At 42.4% G+C, this 22,405-nt stretch carries 13 protein-coding genes and 1 tRNA gene; 8 read left to right on the top strand and 6 right to left on the bottom strand.

Annotated elements, in window-relative coordinates; translation table 11 throughout:
- Positions 1 to 207: 207 nt before the first annotated feature.
- From ACTXGH_RS07560 to ACTXGH_RS07550, 3 genes are all read left to right on the top strand, one after another.
- Complete coding sequence (locus ACTXGH_RS07560; protein WP_443561728.1) at positions 208 to 1,191, top strand: sterol desaturase family protein; 984 nt, start codon at positions 208 to 210, stop codon at positions 1,189 to 1,191.
- Between the two features lie 155 nt (positions 1,192 to 1,346).
- Complete coding sequence (locus tag ACTXGH_RS07555) at positions 1,347 to 1,544, top strand: hypothetical protein (RefSeq protein ID WP_439296627.1); 198 nt, start codon at positions 1,347 to 1,349, stop codon at positions 1,542 to 1,544.
- Between the two features lie 21 nt (positions 1,545 to 1,565).
- Entirely contained in the window at positions 1,566 to 3,254 is a 1,689-nt protein-coding gene (locus tag ACTXGH_RS07550) for a DUF3482 domain-containing protein (protein WP_439296626.1), read from the top strand.
- A gap of 134 nt (positions 3,255 to 3,388) precedes the next feature.
- On the opposite strand, the gene ACTXGH_RS07545 is transcribed toward ACTXGH_RS07550, so the two are convergent.
- The 3 genes from ACTXGH_RS07545 to ACTXGH_RS07535 all read right to left on the bottom strand — a co-directional run bounded on the left by ACTXGH_RS07545 (position 3,389) and on the right by ACTXGH_RS07535 (position 6,609).
- Positions 3,389 to 4,417 (bottom strand): ArsA family ATPase, encoded by a 1,029-nt coding sequence (locus ACTXGH_RS07545; protein WP_439296625.1) that lies wholly within the window; start codon positions 4,415 to 4,417, stop codon positions 3,389 to 3,391.
- Positions 4,418 to 4,500: 83 nt separating this feature from the next.
- Complete coding sequence (locus ACTXGH_RS07540; RefSeq protein ID WP_439296624.1) at positions 4,501 to 4,776, bottom strand: cory-CC-star protein; 276 nt, start codon at positions 4,774 to 4,776, stop codon at positions 4,501 to 4,503.
- 153 nt (positions 4,777 to 4,929) lie between these two features.
- Entirely contained in the window at positions 4,930 to 6,609 is a 1,680-nt protein-coding gene (locus ACTXGH_RS07535; RefSeq protein ID WP_439296623.1) for a carbon starvation CstA family protein, read from the bottom strand.
- 341 nt (positions 6,610 to 6,950) lie between these two features.
- On the opposite strand from ACTXGH_RS07535, the gene ACTXGH_RS07530 reads away from it, so the two are divergent.
- Positions 6,951 to 7,619 (top strand): hypothetical protein, encoded by a 669-nt coding sequence (locus ACTXGH_RS07530; RefSeq protein WP_439261357.1) that lies wholly within the window; start codon positions 6,951 to 6,953, stop codon positions 7,617 to 7,619.
- A gap of 111 nt (positions 7,620 to 7,730) precedes the next feature.
- Positions 7,731 to 8,294 (top strand): hypoxanthine-guanine phosphoribosyltransferase, encoded by a 564-nt coding sequence (locus tag ACTXGH_RS07525; protein ID WP_299220671.1) that lies wholly within the window; start codon positions 7,731 to 7,733, stop codon positions 8,292 to 8,294.
- A 106-nt stretch (positions 8,295 to 8,400) separates the two neighbouring features.
- Here ACTXGH_RS07525 and recD read toward each other — a convergent pair whose 3' ends face one another.
- From recD to ACTXGH_RS07510, 3 genes are all read right to left on the bottom strand, one after another.
- Positions 8,401 to 10,662 (bottom strand): exodeoxyribonuclease V subunit alpha, encoded by a 2,262-nt coding sequence (recD, locus tag ACTXGH_RS07520; protein ID WP_439296622.1) that lies wholly within the window; start codon positions 10,660 to 10,662, stop codon positions 8,401 to 8,403.
- Positions 10,663 to 10,765: 103 nt separating this feature from the next.
- Positions 10,766 to 15,304 (bottom strand): UvrD-helicase domain-containing protein, encoded by a 4,539-nt coding sequence (locus tag ACTXGH_RS07515; RefSeq protein WP_443561729.1) that lies wholly within the window; start codon positions 15,302 to 15,304, stop codon positions 10,766 to 10,768.
- Positions 15,305 to 15,470: 166 nt separating this feature from the next.
- Positions 15,471 to 19,820, bottom strand: coding sequence for an exodeoxyribonuclease V subunit gamma (locus ACTXGH_RS07510; RefSeq protein WP_439296620.1), 4,350 nt, complete (start codon positions 19,818 to 19,820; stop codon positions 15,471 to 15,473).
- Positions 19,821 to 20,354: 534 nt separating this feature from the next.
- Here ACTXGH_RS07510 and ACTXGH_RS07505 point away from each other — a divergent pair.
- The 3 genes from ACTXGH_RS07505 to ACTXGH_RS07495 all read left to right on the top strand — a co-directional run bounded on the left by ACTXGH_RS07505 (position 20,355) and on the right by ACTXGH_RS07495 (position 21,909).
- Positions 20,355 to 20,870, top strand: a complete 516-nt coding sequence (locus tag ACTXGH_RS07505) for a hypothetical protein (RefSeq protein WP_439296619.1) — start codon at positions 20,355 to 20,357, stop codon at positions 20,868 to 20,870.
- 78 nt (positions 20,871 to 20,948) lie between these two features.
- Entirely contained in the window at positions 20,949 to 21,764 is an 816-nt protein-coding gene (locus tag ACTXGH_RS07500) for a hypothetical protein (protein WP_439296618.1), read from the top strand.
- 72 nt (positions 21,765 to 21,836) lie between these two features.
- Positions 21,837 to 21,909 (top strand) — tRNA-Arg (locus ACTXGH_RS07495).
- Positions 21,910 to 22,405: the final 496 nt, after the last annotated feature.

Genomic DNA, 22,405 nt, shown 5'->3' with positions numbered 1-22,405 from the left:
TCTACTGGTATAATTTTTTCTTGCTTGTGGTACCTGCGCAGACAGAGGCTGCAAAAAATCCATATGAGTAGCCCTTTACCATTTTGTATAAGACTAGACTGACTGTAGATGACGCATGCGTTCATAAGCAATGCTGCTTTTATAAGGCGTCAAGCTTATATTAAAGAGTCAAGGATGACCATAATGGTAGATATGCGGTAGGATGTTATGGCGATGACAGATAATAGTAGTAACGGTCTAATAAGTTTAGGCAAGTACGGACAGACCCTAGATGCTTACAAAGAGATGCTCAATCAAAGTATCTTAGCCATCGCGCCTGAGTCATGGCAGCCTATGCTGGCGAGTATCTTACCTGCACACTGGCAAGAGTGGCTATTACCGCTGGCAGGTGGACCTTTTTTCTTATTATTTTTGGCAGAATGGTTTTATCAATCTAAGCGTGGACGTGGATCTGCCTTTGGTTGGCGTCGCGCCATGACCAACTTTAGCTTAGGCGGCTCTTATTTAGGGTTTGAGCTGGTCATACAAGCACTTGTCGTGCTGCCTATTTGCTTGTGGTTATATCAATATCGCTTGTTTACGATTGAAGTCACATGGCTCACGGCCATTCCTATTTTTATTGCAGTCGAGTTCTGCTATTACTGGTTTCATCGTAGCTCACATCGAATCAACTGGTTTTGGTCAGCACACGTGGTACATCACTCCGACGATCAAATGAATTTATCAACCGCTATGCGCCAAAGTTTATTGTACTCAGTCACAGGCTGGTGGTTGTTCTTTGTCCCGCTGATGCTGCTTGGCGTCCATCCGGTTTGGGTTTTCTTCTTCTACGCGCTTGATCTGATTTATCAATTCTTTATTCATACCGAAACGGTTGGTAAGTTCCCTAGATGGATTGAATATATCTTTGATACTCCTTCCAATCATCGTGCGCATCATGGTACCAATGGCGACTATATCGATCAAAATTATGGCGGCGTTATTATTCTTTTTGATCGTTGGTTTGGCACTTACGTAGAAGAAGATACGGTTAATAACCCAGTGAAATATGGTGCGGTAGGCGTGACCAGTCACGATAATATTATTGGCCTAATATTTGGTGTCTTTTATCGTATGTGGCAACGCTTCTTTCGTACCAAAGGGCTAAAGAACAAGTTTAAAGTATTGTTTCGTCCACCTAGTGCCGTTTAAAACTGACTGATTAGCAATAACATCGCGTATATAGACCATATAAGAGCGTTTGGTTACAATAGCTTATAGATGAGGATGTATCTGTATAAAAAAGAGTGATTTTTTATACAGTATTTGCTAAATCGACAGTATCGACAGTCAAGAGGAGGTTGGACATGAAAAATGATAAAAAAGTAACGCTAGAAGATTATCGAGGAATGGTAAAAGATGGTGATATATCGGTACACCTTACTCGAGATCAAAAAGCAATGATCTTAAAAACGTATGATTACGGATTAAACGAGCTAACTGAGATTGACGAGATGTTGTTAAGTGCTGTTATCCGTCAATTAAAAGCCGCCATTGACCAATAATATTCAATATAAGACCCTATCATGAATAATAACAATAATAATTCTGACAGTCGGCCTAAAAGCCTATTTGCGGACAAGGCTTATTATGCGTCTAATTCTTCTACCAAGCCTACTGAGGGTACGCCACCTATTGATATCAGTAAAGAGCAGAGTGCGGGTAATACTGATCAATCTACTACCGATAGTCGTCTAACCGATTCATCGGTTTTATCAACGTCACCAATGGACGCGACTAAAACAACCAGTAAAACCACAATTGCCAGTGACGAGCCATTAAAATTGGCAGTCGTTGGTCATACCAATACAGGTAAGACCTCAATACTGCGCACCTTACTACGTGACGTCTATTTTGGTGAAGTCAAAAACGAGGCGGCGACTACCCGCCATGTGGAGCGCGCGCAATTAACGGATAACCAAACGGGTGAAGTTCTGGTCACCTTATACGATACGCCGGGTTTGGAGGATGCGTCTGGTCTGATGGATTGGCTCGAGGACAATACTGCCAGTCGCCGCGATGGTATTGAGCGTTTGCAGCAATTTTTGGCAACAGACATTGCACAAGGTGGTGATGCCTTAGGTAGCAGTGAGGATTATAGCCAAGAAGCAAAAGTTATTCGCCAGCTGCTGGCGAGTGATATGACCATTTATGTAGTCGATGCGCGTGAGCCTGTGCTCGGTAAGTATAAAGACGAATTAACCATTTTGTCGTGGGCAGCCATTCCAGTTATGCCCGTATTCAACTTTACTGATAGCCAAGACGCCAATATTGATGAATGGCAAACCATGCTGGCGCGGCGTAATTTGCATATCTCCACCCGTTTTGACTCTGTCGCTTTTGAATTTGCCGACGAGATGCGACTTTGGCAGAATTTAGCTACCATGCTTACTCATGCTGAGATGCTTGAGCAACTGATGCAACGCCGGACTGAAAACTGGGCACGTCTGTACGACGAGGCCAATATTATCATTGCAGATTTTTTATTAAATGTCGCCGCATTTGTCCAAGAAATTAATGAAGACGATGATCCGATGCCTGTGTTACAGCAGATGCAAGAAGCCGTGCGCCAAAGCGAGCGTAGCATGCAGCATAAGTTATTAAATCTTTACAAGTTTTATGATAATGCTGTGGCAGCGACTCCGCTTGAGTTGCAAGCTTATCAGCAAGATCCATTTGATCCTGAATTGCTCAAAAGTTATGGTATTCGTACGACTTCTGGCGCGGCGGCTGGCGCGTTATTGGGATTGGGTATTGATGCAGCTGCATTGGGTACGACTTTGGGATTGGGTGCTGCGATAGGTGGGATCGCAGGTGGGCTGTTATCCAATACAGGTAGTATCGCGGACAAGTTATCCGGTATGAAGCGTTTATATATTGACCCCGCTACCCTAACCCTCCTTGCTACCCGCGCTATGGACTTGTTGGTTGCCGTGCGTCATCGTGGTCACGCTGCAACTGATGCGACGCAGCTGTTGTATGCAAAAGAGCAAATAACAAATAATGATGGCAATGTTGAACTTAACGATGATGAGAGCAATCCGATTACCCCTTGGTCTACCCACAAACTGCCAAGTGAGCTAAAAAAAGCTCGTGGCAAGCCGCAATGGTCATCACTCAGTAGTGGTAAGTCTGAGCAGGCGGAAAGCTTACGTATTGATGCTGCATGGTCACTTTCAAGTAAATTGCAGGCGCATAATCTTGACCGTGGTTAATGGTTTTGATTGTTGACGCGCTCTAGAGCGTAGGGTGCTTTCTAAACACCTATCAAATTATGAGGGTGCATTGTGGAATGCACCCTACGAAAGTCCATACTAAGTTGAGAGTCAGATTTAACTCAATAACTTATCTAACTCAATAACTCACTCAAAGCTTCGCTACCGCGTACGTCTGTCTGCTGTAAATAAATGGGATAGATTGGATAGTCTGTAAAATTACTTTCAATCTCTTTCATTAATCCTTGTTGTCTATCCGCACGTGTACGCCAAAACTCATCGGTTTGCGTAGGCGTTATTAGCTGATTGACTACGATTGCCGCTGGCGTGAGTTTGGTTTCTTCTAATTGCTGGATGGCACGCTTCGTTTCAGCCAATGGCAGTATATCAGCAGTCATTACCAATACAATGGCTGTTTGCTTACGATCATGGAGTAACGACCCTGCTTCACGAAACAGCTGCTTGCGTTTTTCTAGTACAGATACTGCCTGCTCCCATCGATCTGGTTTTTGCTTGGCAAAGGGGTTTGAGACGTTATTTTTATCATCGTCTTTATAATTGTTGTTATCTAAATCCAGACTCGTTGCTGCCGAGCGTAACTTAGCCTGCCGCCGCTGCTGAGCTAATAATCCATCCGTCCACGCTCCCATCATCTCTGGCAATACTAATAAACGCAAGGTATGCCCCGTTGGAGCGGTATCAAAGACTATATGCTCGTACCTTTTATCAGAGTCAGCATCCGCTGCTGCTACCAAATGCTGACACATCGATTCGAGCATGGCCGCCTCTTGTGCTCCCGGCGCAGACTTTGACAGACGTAGATGCTCACGAATCTTGGGCATCATGTCAGGATTGGCATAACCTTTAATGGTACGTTCGACCTGCGCAAAATGGTTATCAACGATAATATCAGGGTTGAGCTCAAGCGCATCAAGGTAAGGGGTAATTGCTGTCTTCTCGTTACTGAGCGCTACATTTAATACATCGCCCAAGCTATGCGCTGGATCAGTCGAGATAATGAGCGTTTTTTTTTGCTGAGTAGCATAATAGCTGGCAAGTGCGGCAGCTGTCGTTGTCTTACCAACGCCGCCTTTACCACCGACAAATATAATCGGCTGGCTAGCTAACTGTGTGGCTAGCTTATCTAATGGTTGTAGAGCCATAATCCTTTCCCATTTTCTGTTTGTATTTTTTTTCTTATAGTTATTATTTATAGTTACTTCTAACAATCTAATTAGTCACCCAACTAGCAACAGCCGACATGGTCAAAGGGGCATTTTTCCATACCCATGCGTGTATGCCATTCATGGAAATTTTCTAAAAATAGTGGCTGTAGCTCAAGTGTATAAAAGCTGGCTGGGTTATCAATGCCGAGACTCTCCGCAAACATCATTAGCATAAATAAATCTTCTTCATCGCGTGCGGCGCGTGCCATTGTTTGCCGATATGGTGCATGGTAGAACTCATTAAGTCCTGTTAGGAATCTTTTCCATAAAGGCTGGTCGTTTTTTGTTTCGTCCATAGTTTTGCCTTGGTTCTAACAACTTATTTATTAGATAATATCATTAACTGGTGGGTTACACTGTACTAACCATATCCTATAAAACAATATTCCAAAGCATAAAAACGCCAGCAATTGCTAGCGTTTTGTTCTGCTCAAATATTTCAGATTTAATTAAGTCTCATTTTTACCTTTATGCTGCGACCATTCACGGCGTAGCACAGACAGACTCTCAAAAGTAACCAAAATCGTTGCAATCATAATGATGATATCCATAATAATGAGTAACCAATTACCATCTGTGTAAAAGGTTTTGAGCTGTATCATCAGTGCAAATACGGTCATGATCAACAAAAATGACAAGGGCGCTAAGGTATACCAAACCGTCTTGCCTTTACGTAATAAGATAACGGTTACGATCATCAATGTTAATGCCGCCATTAGCTGGTTAGTAGTGCCAAATAGTGGCCAAATAATCATGCCGCCCGCCCCATCAATACCACCTGCACCAAATGCTAATAACAAACACGACCCGACTGCTAGCAAAGTAGCAACGACGCTTTTACTCAAAATTGGCAGATTATAAAACTCCCCAAACTCTTGGAAGATGTAGCGCTGAAGACGGACACCCGTGTCCATGGTCGTACCGGCAAATAGTGCGGCCATTACCGTGAGCATTGTTTGTGATAAGACCAAATCAATACCAACGCCTGCGTTGAGAATCGCAGCACCGCCATCAATAAATGCGCCAACCGAGCCATCACCGAACTTTTGATAAACTGCTTGCCAATCACCAAGGGTCGCAAAACCTGCGGTGGCAGCAAGAATGGCGCCTAATGCCAACATCCCTTCGCCAAGTGCACCAAAGTAACCAACAAAGCGTACATCTTCTTCTTTGTCGATTTGCTTAGAGGTCGTACCTGTCGCGACTAAGCCGTGGAATCCTGAAATAGCGCCACAAGCAATCGTCACAAATAATAATGGCAACATAGATGGCGTGCCTATTGGTAAGTCGGTGTTGATTGCTGGCGCGACAATATTAGGTGTTGAGATAAAGATGGCAGCGTATAATAGAATCAAACCGACGAATAGCTGCAACCCATTAATATAATCACGGGGCTGTAATAGCATCCATACTGGTAATAATGAGGCAATGGCGGCATAGGTGAACAAAATGATAATCCAAACGGCATTATCTGGCAGTCCAAAGACAGTCTCAGGTAATACGACTGGGAACATAGGGCCAAGATAAATCAGTCCGTATAAGGCCGTTACCCCAATAATAGAAACCCAACCCAAGCTCATATTATAGCGATAAATACATTGACCAATAATGAAAGCGACAATCAATGCTCCCCATACTGGCAAGACAGCTGATGGCGTTTTGATAAGCATATTGGCAATAGCGACACCAAATACAGCATTGACCATTAATAATAATAAAAATATAACGACCATCATCAGACTGCGTACGCGTGTGCCCATGACCGTACCAGCGATAGAGCCGATAGACTGACCGCGATTACGCATACTCGCCCAAATGGCTGACATATCATGAACACCAGCCATAAATATCGTCCCAAATACCACCCAAAGCACCGCTGGTACCCAGCCCCAAATGACTGCAATGGCCGGACCGATAATTGGTGCAGCACCTGCTACAGAGGTGAAATGATGTCCCCATAATACATACTTATTGGTAGGCACATAATCTATCCCATCTTTCATCGTATGGGCTGGCGTAGGACGACTATTATCTAACGCCAAAATCTTGGTGGCAATAAATTTTGAATAAAAAAGATAGCCGCAAAGCATCGCAGCAATTCCGAATAATAATACAATAGCACTATTCATTTTATCTCTCCCTAGATAAGATAATGAGGATCAAATTACATATCCCCCTACCTTTTTTGATCTTATGGTTATTAGTCTTTGCTTAAGTCTGTCCGACCTAAAGTGTAACGATTAGTATATTTGTTACACAGTAGTATAAACGTAGTCTTAATACAGTTTAGGCAGTGATAGTTGTTAAAATGCAGGTTCGATATTTCCATACCTATACGCTACCTGCACAAATTATTGCGACAGTAAATGCATACAAGCGTTATAGCGTCATTTTATTGGCTTAAGATGTCCTCATACAGATATTTGACCATACTGACGCTGGATATGATAAAACACTCAAGAGGAATAAAATGACATACTATTTTGGATTTGTCCCATCAGATAAATTAAACAACATGATTAATGAGGCTGAGCGTATCATCATATCAGGCGAAAAAGTAGCTTATTATCCCTATCGCAATGATCTCACGCAGCAAATTGCTCGCGAACTAAACGACAATTTATTGGTTAGCTTGATAGATGTCATTCCAAACCCAGACCGCCAAGCAGCCATGCGCAAAATTGTGAATACCATTGAACGCGCAACAGAGACACTACTCAACGTTTTGCTTGGTAAAGATGAAAACGAAGACGTTTTACCAAGTTTCAACTTTTTAAAAAATCAAACGATGTTTATAGATAATGAAGGTATTCGCCGTGTAGGTTTTGAATTACCAAAAGCATCTGCCGATATTATCATAGAGGGATTTGATGCAATTACCCCCGACAATGTCGATAAAGATAGGTTTAAAATTGCGCTTGAAACTATGAATGAAGAAGCACTTGATCATTTCATTAGTAAATTCACTGAAACGCTCAAGCTGGGTATGATCAAACGTAAATCTATTCCGGTTGCAAAAGTAGGTATCGATAAAGGTATGGGTATGGCTCTAAATAAGTTATTGCCGCAGCTGCCTGATGCTGGACTAAATCGCTTAGCCCGTTTTTACCGTCCTTTTCTTATAAAAATGGCTCACTAAATAGATAACGATAAAAATAAATCACTATTTTTGCTTTAAAGTAATATCTCGTTGGGCAAATTCACCAAAACTTGCTAAAATAAGCGGCACTTTTCCTCGAAGGCGCAACTCATGACTCAAATCAGTAATCAAGAAATTGAAAAAACCCTGCGCAACTCAGAATGCCTCATTAGTAGTATCGAAGTAGCTGCGGCCTATGAGCGTCTTGCCGCTCAACTTAATCTTCATTATGCCGGTCTTAATCCAATCGTTATGGTTGTTATGAATGGCGGACTGATTCCAGCTGGTCAGTTGCTGACTCATCTAACCTTCTATCATCGTATGCACTATATTCATGCATCACGTTATCGTAATAACGAAGGTACCAATGACCTTGATTGGAAATTCAAACCGGACGTTAGTCTTGAAGGCGAACACGTATTACTAATTGATGATATTTTTGACGAAGGTATTACTCTAAAAGCTATCGTAGAAGAGCTAGGGAAAGAAAAGCCACTCTCTATTGAGTCTTGTGTATTACTTAATAAAGAACATGATCGCAAAGTTGCAGAGTTCGAGGTTGATTTTGTCGGTATTAATGTCGCCGACCGTTATGTTTATGGCTGTGGTATGGACTTTCATGGTTACTTGCGTCATCTGCCTGGCATTTACGCTATTAAAGAAGACAAATTATAATCTCAAACTTTACATATTCCATATAAAAAGCATCCAAATCGGATGCTTTTTTATTGATAACATTTTTTGAAATTAAATAGATAAATATTATTATAGCTGCTATCACCTACTCTATCGACCCTTCAAACTGCAAGCTTAATCCTGTCTGGCGCACCGTTGGTGTAGCCAAAGCTTGTGCAAATGCGCTTTCTGTACTAAATACCGACACCTGCTTTTTTGCTCTCGTAACTGCTGTATAGATTAACTCCTGGCTAAGCAGCCGCGCGTTATGATCGTCAAAGCTAATAGCAACATGCTCAAATTCAGAACCTTGCGACTTATGAATCGTCATCGCATACGCAGTAGCAATCATCTCATCACTGAGCATATTTACTGAGATACCTTGTGGTTTGTTCTCAAAAAATACCTGCAAACGCCCGCCTTCAGTCTGTAGACAAATACCAATATCGCCATTGAACAAGCCGAGTTCATAGTTATTTTGTAATACCATTATAGGTCGACCGTGGTACCAAGGAGATTTGGATAAGGGTAGTTTTAATTGATTGCGATGCTGCTCACTTAGGTAGCGATTAATAGAATGATCCCCGCAGCGTCCATGATGTCCGGCAGTGAGCACCCTAAATTGATTGAGTAGTGAAATTAGTTCATCGAAAATTGCGATATACTCTGCCGTTGGCATGGATTTGGTTACCTTTACCCTTGTTAAATTTTTGTTGGTTTGATTCATATAGGATTTATAATTTTTGAGTATTTCTGAATAAAATTTATGATTGCTTAGGCTATTTTTTATTGTATTATCTTTATTATTTATATCATTGTCCCTTTGCGTTGAGGGTGTATGAGTCAGATGATAAAATTCTAAAGTCTCATCCTCACGCATTAGCTGCCAAACGGCTGTCATACTTCGCCCTATATCACTAGCGTCTTGATTGATTAGCTTTGCAAGCTTACCGATACCAGACTCCTTTGTGAAGCGGCGACTAACCTCTAAACGCTGATGTACCTCTTGTAATGCTGGTATGCGGCATAAGTCCGCCAGTACTGCCCCAGCGTCTACTGCCGCTAGCTGATTAGCATCTCCCAATAAAATTAACCGAGCTTTTGGTTTGACTGCACTGACTAAATAGTTGGCTAACTCTACGCCAAGCATAGAAGCTTCATCTACGATGATAATATCTTCGCTTAATTGATTGTCTTTATGATAGCGAGGCTGCCCGCCCTGCCCAATACCTAACAATCTATGAATGGTCTTAGCCTCTGGCAGCTGCATTGCTACGCCTGCATGTTGTAACGCGTCTTGCAAGGACTCCTGCATACGCTGAGCTGCTTTACCCGTTGGGGCAGCTAGGGCAAGGTTTACGCTATTGGTGGATGCCTCCCCTACTTTGTCTTCTATTTCGCCCTCTGACTGTGCTTGATGGAGCGCCATTACTAGCTGAGCGACGGTAAACGTCTTTCCGGTACCTGGCCCACCAGTAATGATGCTAAACGCTGAACGATTGGCCATATGAATGGCATCTTGTTGCTCAGTGTTTAAAAGTGGATTTAATGCAATCGGTAAAATGTCAACGGTCTGATCTTTGATACGGATAATATTGTGCGCGAGTGCATACTCTGCCTGCCATGTACGGTGTAGCCATAGAGTCAGTATTAGTTTTTGCTTATCAAACTGCGTGTTTTCTTTTACTTGAAAAACGATCGGGCTATCGTTTTGACTAATATCTTTCCAGTTGTAGTTGTTTTTGCTGTTCTGAATTAATGGATGCTCTCTTAAAGTTTGTACGAATTTGCTTAGGCTATTTACTGATGGTACTTTTGTTTTAGTCGCTGTCATTGTTTTTAAATACTGATAAAGTTCAGTCGCTGCCCTATAGCGTTGCTGTAGAATTTGCTGCTCGTATTGCGATAGTATCGACTGTAATAGCGCAGCATTCCATAATGCGTGCTCATTATTCATAAGTGAATCAATATCAACTACCTGACCCAAGATGCCTTCAGCTTGACTCAATAGTGGCTGTAATAATGGTTGTATTAGCTGCTGTTGCCAATTTAAAAGCCCAGTATAGCTCTCAGACTCTAGTTCCGGATTTGCTTGGCTGTCATCGTCTGTAAGCATGGCTACGGTATGACCCTCTTCTAAGCGCTGTATAAGCACCTCAAAAATGGCCTCAAACAACCAATCCTGTGTGGCAGGGTGTACATCACTTTCATCAAGTCGCAATTGAGCTTGATAGGCTGCCTGCGTCTGCCCTCTTCGTTGCAATAAATATTGACTGACAGTGGTTGCCCAACTACTACCAATATCGATAGCGCCTTGATTTTGGCCACTGCTTGCTACTCGCTGCGTAATACTTGTAGATTTACTCATTATTCATCCATTTTTATCATCGTACTATAATTTATGCTAAACAAAATTGGCGCACCTTCTCCCACGTGCTGCTGGTATTAAACTGTACCTATTTTAAAGTGTGTTAACTATATACTTTAGGAGTGCCAAACATCTCATCTAACGCTTGTACTAGCGCAAAAGGTATTTGCCATTGAATACGGCCATAGCTTTTAACATTATTATTAGTATTGTTAGTAACATTGCTCTCAATGTTTTCAACAGCATCGTTCTGGCTATCTTGAGAGTCGATACCGCGTAAGAAGAGATACTCTACCGCGCCTAGATACTGCTCTTCATTGCCTTCATAATCATGCAAGCGTAACCGTAAAAAACGATGTAGCGCGACTTGATAGATGGTTGCTTGTAACCAATAACCAGCCTTATTCATTGTTGCACTGAGGTTTTCATAATCATAATTACTTAGGCTATTTCCTAAATAATTACTTTTATAGTCCACCACATAAAACTTACCCGCGTGCTCATATACTAAATCAATCTCACCGCGCAAATAGCGATAGATATGATCAGAGTACTGCGCTGTGAGCTCTATATGCTTATCAGGATCGTCAGGTAGGTGCTGCTTAAAGACCTCGTTAATACGTTCAGGGGTAAAGTCATCAGCCAGTCCCATATTGAAGCTCAGCTCAGCAATACTTTGTTTGGGCGAGATGGCTTGTAATGGCTGCCCTGAGGCTAACAGTGGCGCTGCTAGTACGTCTGATACCCATGTCATCAGCTCATCATGAGCAACGGCTAATTGACTGTCCTCTTCTATAGGTACTACACTGGCACTTTCATTATCACTTGCGCTTGAGGGTATGTCTTGTAGCAGACGCTGTTGGTTGCTGGCACTGGTATAGCTAACTGGTAGCTGATATTGGCGAATACCTTGATCAATAATCGCTGACCATTTACTGTTATTATTAAAATCTATCTTTTCAAAAACTTCGTGCAAGAATGTACCCGCATTGGCGCCTCTTACAAAACGAAAACGAATATTATCTACCGTCATTAAAGCAGAGTTATTCTCACTACTCTCGTTACCTTCTGCGTTAGTTATATTTCCAGATGTAGAGGCAGCCGACAAATTCATACTATCTGTTAAATCCACACTATCCGTTAAGTCTAAGTCATCCTCTATACCATCATCAAACACAGCTAAGGCTTTGCCTTGCTCACTCAGCTGCCGAGACAGTGCAGTAAAGCTGGTTTTTGCCCAACCCTTAAAGTAATTTACTCGAATCTGTGCGTAGGCATCTTGATAATCAATACGCAGCAACGTATCAGCATCGTTTTTAATTTCATTATTATCAGTCTTTGTAGCTTTTCCATTAGTTTTAACTATAGTCTCAGCATTGGTTGCAACGGTACTATATTCTAGCCAGCCAATATGATCGTATAAACGCTCTGGCAGTGTGAACTTGTGATCTTCACAACTTAGCCATTTAAGGCTTGGTTTACGTTCAGCACCCGTTTTGTTAAAGCTATCTGCTAATACCATATACAGCTGTTCACTGGCGCGGGTAAAAGCCACATAGGCTAAGCGTCTAAGCTCTTCATAATTCTCAGTCGTTTCAAACTGAGCATAGTAATCCGTTGGCGTCTCTCCTTTTGCTGATTTACTATGCGGCTTGCCTTTACAAGCAGATAGACGACGTTCAGTCTTGTTATTATGGATGTTGTTGACGTCACTATTATTATCGTTATCACTACTACTATCAGCACTCTTGTGATCGAATAAAAATAAATTATGTTTACTGCTATCACCGGCTTTTTTGCTAGTCCCATCCATACCAATGACATATACCACTGGAAACTCTAACCCTTTAGATTTATGAATGGTCATCAATTGGACACCTGACTCAGTCGGCAATGGTTGCTGCTTCGCCCATTCAGGTGTTCGTTTACTATTCATGTTTTTCTTATACCATGCCAGCATTTCATGCTCACCAATATGCATCCCGTACTGAGCTAAGATATCCATTAGATGGCGTAAATCCATCAGATGGCGTGCCCCATCTTCTAAGTCTGCAAGACCTACCCAAATACTCTGACGTTCTGTTGGACGCCCTGTATGGCTCTCTGTCTTGTAGGCCATTGGGTTATGACCAAACAAATAATGCAGTGCAGACAAGATGCCATTATGCTGCCACTGGCTAGCGGCTATCTTTATATAATTTTGGAAGTCTTGATAACGCTGCTTAAGTGCAGCTTGTTCACCATCTGTATCTGATATTCCAATAGCTTGCTCTAAGCTTTCGTCATCCACACTTTGCATCAGTGCTTGCACATCGTTGAGACTTAATTGGTAAAAATGACTGGTCAACACTCGATTGATAATGTCACGGCGATGCGGGCGTAGCATGGCCTCTAGCAATGCTGCTAGATCAGCGGCTATAGGCGTGTCAAAGACGTTGTTCTCCGCCGTCTCTAATGTCGGCACGCCAAGCTTAGCGAGCATATCTTCGACTTGCTTTAAATCTTTTTTGGTACGGCCCAATACACCGATATCACTTGGTTTTAATAGTCGTCCCTCTATGGTCTGATCACTACCAAGAAGTGCGGCAATATGTAAGGCAGTCAGCTCACAAGCATTGTGCTTAGCTTCTTTGTTATAAGGCAGATGGATGACACTAACTGGGCTATTTGATGCAATGGAAGCGGTTTCAGAAGATAGGCTGACAGTTTGTTCAGCGGTTGATTGCTGCCAAGATAATCGCGACTCCGTATTAACCGCAGTAATATGCTGGTAGTAAATACCCTTACCCAACTGGGCTAACTCATCAACAACGCCTGAACTTGTAGACTCATTCACATCGGTAGCAGGTTTTGTGCGTCCAAACCAGTGATTCAGTGCCGTGATTAAGCGCTCATTTGAACGTCGATTCACATTCAAGCTCATAATATGCTTATCATCAAACCTTGCTTTCATGGCGTTGTAGTTGGCCACATCACCACCACGGAAACCATAAATCGCCTGTTTAGGGTCACCTACCAATAATAAGAAGCCGCGACTTCTGTCTTGCGCACGAGGGTCTTTATTATCAGTCTTCCTAGACAGATAGATCCGCTCAATCATACGCGCCTGCTCACCATTGATGTCTTGTGACTCATCAATCAGGGCAATGGGATAATGATGACGAATATAACGTGCCAGCCGCTGCCCTTGTTTACCGGTTAGCGCTTGATTCAACCGTACCATTTGTAGAGCAAAAGTCGTCTCGCGTCGCTCTTCTAAGACCGATGGTAGCTTTTGTCTTACCTTTAACGCGATATCACGATTTAGGTTTTCAATGAGCCCATCAAGATACAGCTCAATCTGCGTAGTATAATCATGTAGCGTTTTTAGAGCATTTATGCTGTCTAGATTGATAAAGGTTTGGCGCGCAAGCTCTTTACCTTTATTAAAACCTTTGCCGCCATCGTCTTTACTGAGAAATGTATAAGGCAGTGCATCATAAAACTTTTGGGTTTCCTCATCCAAATGGGTAAAAAATGCCGCGCCGTTTTTTTGAATGGCAATTTGTATATTACCTATATGATCTACTTTAGTAGCAAGACTTGCATTCCAAGTCATCCCTTGCGCTTTGCGATAGTCTTTATCAAAGTACGGCTTTACGTCTGTTAGATCACAGTCTTTAAAATCATCTAGTGCTCGCTGGTAAGCGGTAAAGTTTATTGGCTCGCCCAAATCAACAGGCTCAATAGGTGTGGAGATAAATTGCAAGGACTTTTGTGCTACGTTTAGATGATCTGCTGGTGTGGTCAGACGATTGGTATGCTGTAGTAATTGATATATCTCAGGCTGCTGATAGTACATATAACTATGATGCGCACGTACGGCATCATGAATAATACTCTCTATCACCGTCTGCTCATCATCGCTAATTTGCATGCCCTGCTGATGTCCCGTTTCCGCGCTATACTCAGACAGCCATTTTTGTGACAGACTGTCTAATGTACCAACAAATAGCTTATCTAACGTCGTCAGTACCAACGCACAGCGTCTGATAGCATCGGCTAAAGGATATTCTTCCGTATGATCCAATAGGTATTCAATCAGATGGCTATTGATAGGATCTGTCACGAGATCAGCGGTTCCTGCCAGCTTGGCTTGCGTCTCTAGCCATTGCAGGCGCGCTTGCTTCTGCTCAGGACTTACTTTACTCGTCTCTTTGGCTTTCTTGGCGTTATCAGTGGATTTTGAGTCGGCTTTCTTGGTGCTGTTGTTCGTATTGATATTGTCAGTTTTAATACTGTTAAATTGCGGGTATAAAATTGAATGAGTATTGGTATCAGCTTGCAGCTTATTGAGCCATTGCAGTACTTGATAAAAATCAACCAAGCGCGCATGAATACGTTCGCGCATCTCAGCCGCCGCTGCCCGAGTAAAGGTAGTGGCGATGATATGTTCAGGAGCACGTTTGGCTTCAATCAGTAAGCGTAGGACAATGCCCGTCAGCGTCCATGTCTTACCTGTACCCGCTGAAGCTTCTATCAAGTACTTACCAGTTAACGGCACTCGAACTGCAGGCGGTTGCTCAGACTTTTCGGCCACCTTATCAACATCATTAACGCTATCGGTTGCAGTGCTAGCAAAAGCATCCGTTTCATGACTCATACTATTAAAATCGCTATTAAGACTGCTGCTATCGTTATCATACTGATCCATAAGAAATCACTTGTTCAATGCTTTAAAATAATGCTACAAAAACACAAATTAGTACTGTAAAAGGTCTATATTTGAGAAGATTGTTAAGAAGTTTATAAGAGCAATAAAACAGGCTCTATAACGGCTCTAACGCGTTATCCATCATCCCAAACAATGGCTGAGCTAAAGACGGCAAAGCATCGGTAAGCGCACTAAAGGCATCTTGGTTTTGTAATATATACTGCCAAAGCTCGTGCTGGGCACAGGTATCATAGATGACATCACTGTTAAAGCCTGCCCATAACCAGCTGTCAAAGTCACTACGCTTCGGCTGATAGCTTGTATCCCCCTTTTGCGCCTCTCTCACTTTATCCAAATAAGTCATCGCGTGTACAGGTAACACGGTCATCGGTGTACTGCTGGCAATCTGTGCAAACCTAACCCATTTGAGCAGCTCTGCTAATGCCGTGTCATAGTCTATCGGCGCAAGTGCAAAGGTCGCTTTACCTTTAAACTTTTTATATTCATCACTACCTTTACTAAAGCGCCAGATACTTTTGCCATCACCGTCAGCGACTTGTGCCTCAGTAGTACATCGCGATACTTGCCAATACACATGAGCTAACCAAAAGCTTAATAAATGCTGCGTACGAGCACTATTGGGTAAGATATTTAGCCAGAGCTTAGGTGAAATTGCTGCATCTGGCGTATTAATCTCTAGCGGTACAACACCTTTGATTTGCAATTGACCTTGTGCATTCATAGCAGGTGCTTGCACACTGACCATTTTTTCCGCGCATGGCGTTAATAATTTCAGGCATTGCTCCGTATTTACATCACTGTTCATACCAGTATTAACATCAATACCCAATGCAGTTAGCTGCTCGGCAAAGTCTTGACATTGTTGGGTAATCTTTAGCTGTTGATACTGTAAGGTCGATTGACGGGCGACGCCAGCGGGCATGACTCGGTCATATAGCAAACCATTTAAACGTTTCGTTGTCTGCTGACGTTCTTCTGCATTATCACTATTAGTATAGGAGCTTGCGTATAAGTCAGTTAGTAGCTGCGCATTCACCGCATAAGCACCCAAGCCTGATAACGCTAACGGCTCCTGATGCATCGTATCTTCTGTTGGCAACACAACATGCACTTGCTGCTCTTTTAAGAAGTGCTTTGCCGGATGACGTACATGATAGTACAAATACTGCATATCAACCTGCTGAACATCAAAAAGGAACGTATTGTGCTCAGCGGTTAGCTCAATAGGTTGAGTGATAGCGGCGGCAATAGCAGCGTATTCAGCCCTATTAGGTAGCACGACTTTGATAGCATGATTGGGTGTGTCCGTATCAATTTGCGCTTGCAGACGCTCAAACACCGCTTGCCAGACTTTTGCAGGCGCATTGGTGCTTTTTTGATAAAGCTTTTCGCTTTGCATCGCGCGCGTTAATGACTGAATAAGCTCTTGACCGTCATCCTGCTCATTGTTTCTTTCAACATTATTTTCATAGCTAGAATTGGTAGATAAAGAGTCGGGCTGTACGAATACTTCATCTGCAAAGGGTAGCGCTGGATGGCGCGTGACAAGCCATTTCTCAATCAGTTCAGGTAGATAACGTTGCACTTGAGCAGTTAAATCAGCCTGCGCCTCTTTTTGAGCATTTTTAAGAGGATCCCACTGCCATTGCACTTCACCGCGCAAAAACTGCAATAGCTCACTGACTGGGTTGGCAGGCAAATGCTCATGGGTATCGGTTAAACGTTGACCATTATAAAAAATCCAGCACGCATTGCGCGCGCATAGTACAGCGTCTAAGAATGCCCCATTGTCATCATCTTCGCTAAATCTATCACCGCGCTTGGCCAGTCCTGCTTTCATCAAATCATAGCGGTTATCACGGTCGCGATTTGGAAATTCAGACAAATCCATATTGAGCATCACCACCAGTCCGAACGGTACATTACGCAGCGCACCGAAACGCCCAAAAGTAATGACCCCTGTCGGCTCGGCACTGACTTGCTGGCTTTCTAGCTCGTCCTCAATACTGCTAAGCATGAAGCTAAGCTTTAATGGCAAGGTGCTCACTCTCGATAACTGTGCTTCCACTTGAGCGGCATTTAGCTTGTCAGTGCCAGCAGAAACATTACCAGCAGTTGTCTCAATATTTAATTGATCATCTATTTGAGCATGATAGCGTTGATAATGGCGGTTGGCCCTTAAGCTACTTTTAAAACCGTTCATGGCATTGAAAATAGCACGCATAGGGCGGGTTTGATCGAGCGCACCAAAGTATGGATGGATGATATGGTTTTCTATACGGTCTAACCACTCTTCGGCTTTATAGCTTGCTTGATAGTCATGTCGGCACATATTGAGCCCAGCATGGACACGGCATAAGGCCTCAACGATAGGCGCATCATTTAAACTAATCGCTGAAATAGGCACGGTTTTTTCCGCTAAGGTATCGTTTTGCCAATTGTCCGGATACAGACAATCACTGATACCCGCCTCTGGCATCACTAGGCCTAAGGCGATTTGGTCCAAAGCGTAAGCAAAGCTAAAGCGGTAGTCATAGTCTGCGGCATCTAATGTCTGCTGCAAATGCGCTTCATCAAAACCGCGTACAAAGCCCGCCTGTTCCAACAAGTCACAGCCACGGCTCATCTGCTCATGGGTTAAGCCAAGACTTTCATATAGTGGCGGCAGCATTAACCAATCCATGACTACCGCCGCTTCAAAACGTGCCATGTCACTACCTAGCAAACTATAAAATCCGCTAATAGCTTCCCACAGTTGGCGAATCGACTTATCAACCACCCCTGTGACTTTGGCCGGGAGCGTCAGGCCATCTTGCCCTCTGCCTTGTACGAATACCGAGGTAATCAAATCATGATGACGCTCCACATCTGGTAAAAGCACAACGATGTCAGATAAGTGGCGCATGCTACCATCGTCATTGGCTTCATTAAGCCAGCGCCCGATCATTCCGCGTAGTACTTCAAGTTGACGTTGAAGGTTATGGCAAGAGTGAATACTTAGGCTATTGTCATATTGTGAGATATTCCACTGACGCGGTTGCTCATGATATTTATTTTTTAGCGTATCGTCGCTGTACCATTGTTCTATGTGCTGGTTTGAATGATGATTATCATTGCTTAGGCTATTTACTTCATTACTATTGAGGCTATCAACGTCGGCTTGGTTTTCTGAATCTTCTAGGTTGAGTGCCATTTGTGTCCCAAGCGCAGCACTGAGCCGCCCTGCTGTAACTTGCTGAGTTGAGCTTTCATCAAGCATCAACACATCTTGCTGCAAGTGCGCAAGCAGACTCATCGGCCGCTCATCACTACGACTGACTGAAGAAGCCTGATACTCATCTTTTATATCAAACTTATCTTGCCAGTCCAATACAAAACCATCTTTATCCTCATTACCAGACAGCCCTGCCAGCATCGCAAAGGTCTCACGCGATTGTTTGCCAAGACGTGATAACAAGGTATGCCCGTAATCACGCAAAAACACACTTTCAGGATTAATTACCTGTTGGCGCTGTAGCCATTGCTTATCGACGATATCTGCCCAAAAAAGCTGCGATGGATTGTAATGCAACAAGGTAATATCGAGATGTTTTGACAAGCGCTGTAAAAAATCTAGCTCGTTTTGCGGCAATTGCTGAATCGTAAAAATATGCAATTGAGTCGGCAAGATCGACTTAATATCGACGCCTGTCTCACTGCTATCCTTTGTCATAACCTCCCAAAACCGGCGCTCAATAGAAGAGCGATGCTCATATACAGAGGCAAATAATAACCGCCATAGATGTCGCTGCGCCGCCTCTAGCTCTACATAATGCGCAACTAACCATTCAGGTGTCATGCCAGCGTATTTATCAAACTCTAACGTCAGCTTATCCTTTTCAGCAACCAACGTCTCCACGTCTAGCGCTTTACCTTCAGACCATAAGGTCAACCATTCCTCACGGTGATTCAGATAGCGACCAAATACTCGCGAAAAATCAGTCGCAAGCGACCATAGCCGAACATCTTGCTGACTGCGATCAGCCTCATCGTCTATTAAAGCTGATAGCAACGGATAGAGCGGATGCTTATCGTCCGTCATAATCTGCGTTTGATAATAGGTAAAGTAACCGAACAGGCGCCACTGCATCACCGAGCCAGTCAGTACTGCCACCTCTGGCACGGTAATAATTTCTTGCGTGCGCTGATTATTCTCCAACCAAGTATTGTGCTCAGACAACAATTTTTGCATCAATGTCCACTGATACTGACCCCAAAATGTCGTCGTGACTAACGTGCTGATACCCGCTTGGCTTGCAATAGACTTATCCAACCAGTCACCCAGCACCATCGATGGCACAATAACGACAAACTCTTCAAATATAGGCTGATTTTTGGACTTGTAAGCGGCCAATAACTGTTCAACCAAAATCTCGGTACGATGGGACTGAATAATTCTAAACATAAACAATAATCTAATTAAAATAAGATAAACAATACCTAGTACACGCTACGATAATAGCAATGCAATGGAGGCGGTATAAAGAGATTTAATCGATCGTAGATGACCTGATAAAATATCCAGAGAGATCATTCATGATAATATAGAAGCATTATATCTAAACAGAAGTTTTCTTGATATCATGGCTCTTAAAATAAAAGTCACCAATGACAACACTTATCAGCTCAATATTGGCGGTCGTGCCAATCATATATTTCTGCTAAGATGACCTCAATTGGTGATCAATAACAATTGTTATTGATTGCTACTAGTTGCTGATTTATGGCATTTGCATCTAACAACGTAAACAAAAGATACATACGCTATAGCGTAGTGTCATAGTGTGCCACCGATGCTAGAGATTTACTAGCATATTGCTCAGTCACGTAGTCGCTTACGACATTCAGTGTCGTTCAGCTTGCGTAAGGTATATATTTACAGTGAGCTTGACTAATATCTAACCCCAATTGAACTTCAAATACGAGATGACTGCCTATTATGCCACTGCGTCCCATTGATGCTATTTTTGTTCATCCCGAAAAGCGACTTTATGTCGTTTATTTTCGCGGTGAGCTGTGGCAATTACCTCGTATGAAAGTCGATCATGCGGCTTGGCAACGCCGGCAGACTTATGATGGTAACACAAAGTCGCTTTATCTTAGTCGCAATCAAATCGTTACCGATCCCATACTGGCACAAACATTACGCACCTTAAACTTACCGACCGCTATACGTGGAAGCACCTTACCTCGCTTTGAAGCATGGTGGGAGGTTCATGGTTTTGAATGGTTAAAGAGTCTACTTAATAATGGCGAATCGCCGCTAGCCGCTCATCAATCAAGCGTAAAACCCTCTGTTCCGAATATTCAGTCTTTAGATAATACAAAAACAGACGTAGTAAACCCAATCGAAAAAACGGAGACCTTTGAGTCTGCCAAATCAGCTACTGAAGAGAATACTTTTGATAATATGCTGGCGGAACTAACCAATGAGGTATTGCATCATCGACCCTAAATAGAACTCTTAACCCCATTAGAAAAAATACTAAAATAATTTGAACCATATATTGAAATATAAGATGAGCAGTAACCTATGAGAGACTATAAGCTACTATTGGCAGGACTGGTTTTATTACTGCTGGCTATTTTTATTGGCGTTTTTGCGTGGCTATGGAACAGTAATCGCAGAAGTATAGACCCACTTCCTATAATGGCAAGTACTAATAGTGACACCTCTGCTGATGAGGACGACTCAGTTACTACTAGAACTTTATATGTACAGGCGGAAGATAAGCTACAAGTTCCGTTAGATGATGTCATTGTTCGCTTTGAATCACGCTATCCTAAGTTGCAAGTGTTAGCACGCTACGTAAATACTGATGAATTACTAGACTTACCAGATCTTAAGAATTCTAATAATCCTACTACTCCTGACAATAGCGCAATTAACAAAAATTCAAGATATATTGTCAATACTGATATTATTATGGCCGATGATAAAATCACTAAAGACCGCTTAGCACCTTTGCAAGCATCTCTTAAAGCGTTACAAGCTGAGCATAATAAGACTGCTGATATTATAAACAACAGCCTAGATAACGATGAGCATGAAAATGCCGATACGCCAAATGATAATAAAGAAGCGCGCAACCTATCCTCTTTTAGCTATGCGCTAAAAAACACCGAAACGGTAGATGGCGTGATTTTAACCGAAAACCCTGCTGCTACAAGCTTTCGCAATTTCATACTATCAAGTGTCGGACAAGACATTTTAAAACAGTATGACTATGAAAATATTGAAGGTTACAGAAATAATTTAAATGACTTGTTTAACCCGACATCGCGTGCCAAACCTACAGCAGATGAAAGCTCAGTACAAGTAGCTGACGCTCTTAGCAATGGTGCGTAAAGTCAAATCACTTTTATTTGTCGTTGTTGATTGCTTTTATACGAGCTTTTTTTTACAATAGCACTCCATAATGCGCCTATAGCTCAACAGGATAGAGCAGTTGCCTCCTAAGCGATCGATCCGAGTTCGAGTCTTGGTGGGCGCACTATCATATATAACGATACATAATAAAACCCCCTTGTATGCCGCGCGCTACAAGGGGGTTTTGTTATATAGCAGCAGTACTATACTATACGGTTGTTAAATTTTTAGGTTTTACTGTTGAAACCTCTTCATACCTTTAAGGACAATTCATGATGAAGAGAAAAGGTTACCGACTAATCGATGTCATCATCTGCCACTAGACTAATCACATCGATTACAAGCTGATGCATTACACTCATCATCAAGGGGCTGAGAATATCAATAATGCATATACACATACGAAACGACTATAAATTAAATACCTCAAAACAACTCTATATACCATTACCTGTATACAGGTAATGACTAAGATTCGAATTGTGTTTTTTCTAAGTCATGTTGTTAATACTGGGATTTGAATACATTTGAACCACTAGAATTAATCATATTCTTTTCAAAATCCATCATAAATTTTAATACCTTATGTATGGCAAATTTATAAATATCTATGTAAGGTA

The organism is Psychrobacter sp. 1Y10, assembly GCF_052259005.1.
In the GTDB taxonomy this organism is placed as follows: domain Bacteria; phylum Pseudomonadota; class Gammaproteobacteria; order Pseudomonadales; family Moraxellaceae; genus Psychrobacter; species Psychrobacter saeujeotis.
This window is presented reverse-complemented; position numbering and strand designations above follow the sequence as displayed.